Origin of the sequence: Microcoleus sp. OTE_8_concoct_300, assembly GCF_031383065.1 — a bacterium.
Taxonomy (GTDB): Bacteria; Cyanobacteriota; Cyanobacteriia; order Cyanobacteriales; family Microcoleaceae; genus Microcoleus.
Genome location: NZ_JANMZH010000272.1, coordinates 1 through 5,055, shown reverse-complemented (window position 1 = coordinate 5,055; position 5,055 = coordinate 1). Strand labels below are relative to the sequence as shown.

Genomic DNA, 5,055 nt, shown 5'->3' with positions numbered 1-5,055 from the left:
GGAACTAGCGCTTCTGCTTTCGGAGGGGGTGTAAGCCCAAAACGATCTGGACGTAAAAAATCTACCATCGTCGAGGCAATCCCCCGTGAAGAAAGAAGCCTACACCATACTGCTCCGTGCAGTTGGTGTAGGTAGTTCACTACTGTAAATCCTGAACCGTGCTATCTCTGCATTGGTTGCAACTGGCCTGCGGAGGGCAAGAGGGGAGCATCACGGCCGTCGCCCGACTAGCCGGGGCAGTCCCTCAGAGAAGAACCGGGGACGGACTGCCTGGTTCGAGACGTAGTGAATCGCGATCGCGTCGGGAGAATTCGTCGGTTGTCCGATCTGGTACAAAGGCGACAGTGGATGCCACCCGAACTCGCCCGCCATCAGCGCCATGAGGCTCTGCTCTGCGAAGTAATGGGCGCGCCATTCGGGCGTGTAGGCGCGCAGCATCCGCTCTAGGAACCGAAACTGCTCGTCCCCAAACTTGGGAATAACGACCATGCCGCAGTTGAATCCGCATTCAATGCGAATCCCGCACCGCGCCTCGAACTCGTTCACCGGAGCCAATACCGACACCCAGTCGAATTCGTCGCGGAAGCTCGTTAGCGCCAGACTCTGGTGGGGTACCAAGCACTGTTCGATCATCTCAGTCGGGCGATCGAAAAACAGGACATCCGAGTCTAGAGCAACCACGAGTCTGGCCCGCTCTGACATATGAGAAGCAACGAGTCGCGAGCCGAAGAAGTTAGTATGGAAGAAGCTTCGCAAGAATTCAAACTCGCTCCCCACTAACCGCTGCTCGACCCACCCCTGGGCGTCTTCAGGCCAGATGAATCGGACGTGCCCAAAGAACTTCCGAAACCGCAAGACATCCTCCGGGGTGATCGAACCGTCCGAGTGGATAACCGGGGTCATCTTGCCGTCCGCCCATCGCAGCAGGCTCCACAAGCTCCAGATTCCCATCGTTACGTAGGAATGACCGCAGAGCATATGAACTTCGATATCCGATTCCACAGGACTATCTATCGGATTGAGGACGCCCTCGGACGCCAGTTGGTCGAGGAGGTTGCTCGCCCAACGATTCAGGCGTTTGAGTCGCCAGTTGTACCGGACTTCCCGATGTCCACCGTCCAACAACACGTACTTTGCGTATCCCAACTTCTTGCGAATCGTGTACAGAGGGTTCTGGGGGGAATCCGTGGTATTCATCGTGTTTAATGGCTCCATGCGCGTTCCTCAATACCGAGATAGGGTGCCTTTACGATCCGAGTAGGAGAATTCCGACCTCATCTTAGATTAAAGGTCTGGGAGTGTCAATTACTCATTACCAAGCTACATTACCTGTTCGACTTCGGCAATTTCTGGGATGGCCTCGCGCAGGCGGCGTTCAATGCCCATTCTCAGAGTCATTGTGGAACTTGGGCAAGAGCCGCAAGCTCCTTGCAGCCTCAGGTGTACGACTGGGCCGTCGATTTCTACGAGTTCGACGTTGCCGCCGTCGGATATCAGGTAGGGGCGCATTTCATCGAGAACTGTTTCGACGTTATCTTTGGTTAGTGCTAGTGTCATATTTCGCCTCTGTAATGATTTATTGCAGTTGATGAAAGTTCGATTTGACTCAAGGGCAGCATTCTCAACCGCCCGAGATTTAAGAAACCGGGTTTCTTGACAAAAGACTTGCGCACTCAGGTGAGCTGGCTGCTGGAAACCCGGTTTCTTTCACGCTGATGCTAGATCTCAATTCGGTCTCTGGTTCGATCGTAGCGTTAGTTGCTGCCAAATCAAGTTGATTCTGATACGTTATCCAAAAAAACCCGTTTAATTTAAGAAATCCGGTTTTTTGGTTAGCGCTACACTACTGCTGGTTCTAGCAGTTTGACGTTGGAGTAGTTGAACTCGGTTGTTGTCAATTGACCTTTTTCTTTCGATCGAACAACTTGCTTGGTCATGACATAATAGTCGCCTATCTTGTCAAAGGTATCTTCAAATTCGAGTTCTCTGATGATTTCGTCGGTTTGGGGGTTGCGGAAAACGGCGTCGTAGTGAGTAGCCAAAGAACCCTCAGGTGTCTCTAAGTTTTTGTGCGTGTCAATTACGAAAGCCATGCGGCCCATCACCCGGCTGACTTGACAAATTGAGAGACCTCGGATTTTATAGTTAGACCCCATTGAGTCGCCTTCCACTAAAATATCCACAGCGTCGGTGCTGTCCTTCTCGCCCAGGGTGAAGCTATTTTTGCCGTGAGATTTTTCAAATGTCGAGCGCTTGCGGTGGGTAACAATGTCCCGCATTTGGGTGTAAACGCTCTGCTGCACTTCCTCATCTTCAATGCCGCTGACTTCCACGCTCATGTCGGGTTTGATCCAAACATGACCCGTATATACTTCGTCGCCCTGTTTCAGTTCAATATCGGCACTGTAACCGGGAAAATTGGCATCCCAGGTGTAGCGGTATTCGTAAGCAGCGCGAAACAAATCGCGAGCGTTGGCTTGCTCTGTCATAAATCCCTCTTTCTCTTGACACCCATCTAGTTTAGCTTAACCGCGAGAAGCCCCACATTCGCTGGATAGGGGAGTTACCCGCACTCAGAAGCGAGCACTTATACGGGGCGCGGCTGGGCTGGCAATTCGATGCCAGAAAAATTTACTTTCTGCATCGGTTGCTATGATCTGAAAATAAAGTCACAGAATCCCTGGTTATTGAGATCGCGATCGGTCGATCGCCAGACACCAGTCTTAGTTATGGGTTATCTTGCAAAAACTTGTGTCCGCTTATTAGGGGTTGCACCCCCAGGCAACTATTAGATTCCGCCCTTACGAAAATGCTAGAAACTGTCTACAAACACTTAGAAACATTGCAGGAACAAGCTAGGGAATTGCCACCTCCGCAACAGGCAATTTTCACAAAAAGTCTGGAAAAATTATCAAATTCTTTGCAGGAAATGGCAGGGAGTACCGTTTTTAAAAGCTCGACAAATAAGGCGGCAAAGCTGGTTGAAATCGAAAAAATTAATCGCCTCTTGGAACGCACTGTCGCGCAGCAAGCATCGCAAATCAGACAGCTACAGGAGCAGTTGGAAAAAGAAATCAGCCAGCACCGCAGGGACAATCAAGCCTTAACTAAAAGTGAAGCCAAACTGCAAGCTGTGCTGCGCAATTCTCCGGATATAATTAGCATTATCGGCTCCGACGGGCGAGTTCGATACCACAGCGAAGCCCTACAGCGGGTTTTGGGTTACAACCCAGAAGAAAGAATTGGGAAGTTTCACGGCGAGTTAATCCATCCAGACGATTTGCTGGCTTGGCAGGAGTATTTTAGCAAGTTATTAGAAGCTCCCGGAATTGCTGGAACGATCGAATATCGGAAACGCCACGCTGACGGTTCTTGGCTCTACATGGAGTCGATAGGTAACAGTTTGTTTTACGATTCTAGCGTGCAGGGAATTCTAATTAATTCGCGGGAAATAGGGGAACGCAAGCAAGCAGAAATCGCAGTCCGGGAGTCGGAACTGCACTACAGAGTTATGTCGCAAATTACTTCGGATTTTGCCTATTCTTTTAAGGCACTGCCAGACGGCAAGTTCGCCTGCGAGTGGGCGACAGAAGCTTTTGAGCGCTGCACTGGGATCGTTCCTGAAGAGTTAGAATCGTTTGGTTGGTGGAACTCCCAGCTCGTTCATCCCGAGGATCGGGAAATATTAATTAAACAATTAGAATACTGTAGTTTCAGCCACACGGGAGCCAACGAGTATCGCATTATTAATCAAAAAGGCGAGGTGCGCTGGGTGCGGGACTACTGGCAAGTGGTGTGGGACAAAACTGCTGAACGGGTTGTCCGTTTGTGGGGCGCTTGTCAGGAAATTACCGATCGCAAGCAAGTAGAATTGAAACTGCAACTCGTTAACCAAGTTTTGCAAGCGCAGATAGCATCGGCGCCGCTGGCGATTAACTGTACCAGCAATGAGGGCAATACCGTTGTTTGGAACCGCGCCGCCGAAAAATTTTTTGGCTGGACTGCGGCTGAGGTTTTAGGGAAACCTTTACCGAATATTCCTTCAGACCAAAAGCAAGATTTTTACGCGCTGCAGAAGTCTGCGTCTAATGGCCAACCGCAAAACGGTTTGGAAGTATCTTTGTTGAAAAAAGACGGTAGTTCGATCGAGGTTTGGCTTTGGGCCGCACGCGTGCGAGATGCGGGCGGCCAGACTTTCGGCAGTATCAACATATTTTCTGATATTTCAGAACGCAAGCGCCTAGAGGAAGAGCACCAAAAACTAGCAGCGATGAAAAAAATGGAAGAACCTTTTTGGGCGCGCTATGTCAGCCCTCCACACACCCATAAAAAACATGGTGATCGCTAATCTCATCAAGCATAAGTTAAAAGCATTAAAAGTGTGAAACTGCAATCTTCTGCTTGCAATATCATTTGTCAGATAATTCGCTGCCCCCAAAAGCCTCTGGGGCTTGTGGGCAAGAACCCAGAGAATATTCAATTGTCTCTCTGGGATATTAAGGGCGAAATCTCTTAAGAATCCCATACCCAACAGGGGTGGGAGTGTCAATTTCATTCACGAAACGGAACTCACGGATACACAAATATAGCAATTTTTAAGTGAGTAAGGTACAGTTTGGTAATTGGTAATGGGTAATATCATGTCCGGTCGAGCGACCGCGATTTTTGTAGGGGAGGGTTCGCCAACAATACCTGCCAATAATTGACCATCTCAAAAACCCGCCCCGACCGGGATATTATGGTTAATCGATCGGACATGATATAATTGGTAATTGGTAAGAAAGCTGGCGAGCACCTCACGAAAGTTGAGAACCGAAGAAGCTGTTTTTTTCCTGATTCCTGATTCCTGATTCCCTCTTGCTTCTTGCTTATTGCTTCTTGCTGATTCCTTCAACGTCCCGGTCAGGAACCTCGCCCTAAAGGGATGAGGCTTGAAGGAGAAATCTAGAGAGCCATTCTGACCAGCCAAGCGTCTTAATTGACTACGTTATTAAGGTCACGACACCCTGGAATGCGAAGCTAGTTCCTTGCTCTGTCGCTAATAGTTAACCAGTT

4 protein-coding genes are annotated in these 5,055 nt (G+C 49.4%); 1 reads left to right on the top strand and 3 read right to left on the bottom strand.

All coding sequences use genetic code 11. The annotated features are described in order from the left end of the window. Positions 1 to 210: 210 nt before the first annotated feature. The 3 genes from ACUVJL_RS12750 to ACUVJL_RS12740 all read right to left on the bottom strand — a co-directional run bounded on the left by ACUVJL_RS12750 (position 211) and on the right by ACUVJL_RS12740 (position 2,489). Positions 211 to 1,215: a hypothetical protein gene (locus ACUVJL_RS12750; RefSeq protein ID WP_445246185.1), complete on the bottom strand. Its 1,005-nt coding sequence runs from the start codon at positions 1,213 to 1,215 to the stop codon at positions 211 to 213. Positions 1,216 to 1,320: 105 nt separating this feature from the next. Continuing rightward, a complete protein-coding gene (locus tag ACUVJL_RS12745) occupies positions 1,321 to 1,557 on the bottom strand; it encodes a NifU family protein (protein WP_172191146.1) in 237 nt (78 codons plus the stop codon). Between the two features lie 281 nt (positions 1,558 to 1,838). Further along, the gene (locus ACUVJL_RS12740; protein WP_445246184.1) at positions 1,839 to 2,489 is read right to left on the bottom strand and encodes a DUF3386 domain-containing protein; all 651 of its coding nucleotides are present in this window, start codon (positions 2,487 to 2,489) and stop codon (positions 1,839 to 1,841) included. A gap of 320 nt (positions 2,490 to 2,809) precedes the next feature. Between ACUVJL_RS12740 and ACUVJL_RS12735 the strand changes: the two genes are divergently transcribed. After that, entirely contained in the window at positions 2,810 to 4,348 is a 1,539-nt protein-coding gene (locus tag ACUVJL_RS12735) for a PAS domain S-box protein (protein ID WP_445246183.1), read from the top strand. Positions 4,349 to 5,055 lie beyond the last annotated feature (707 nt).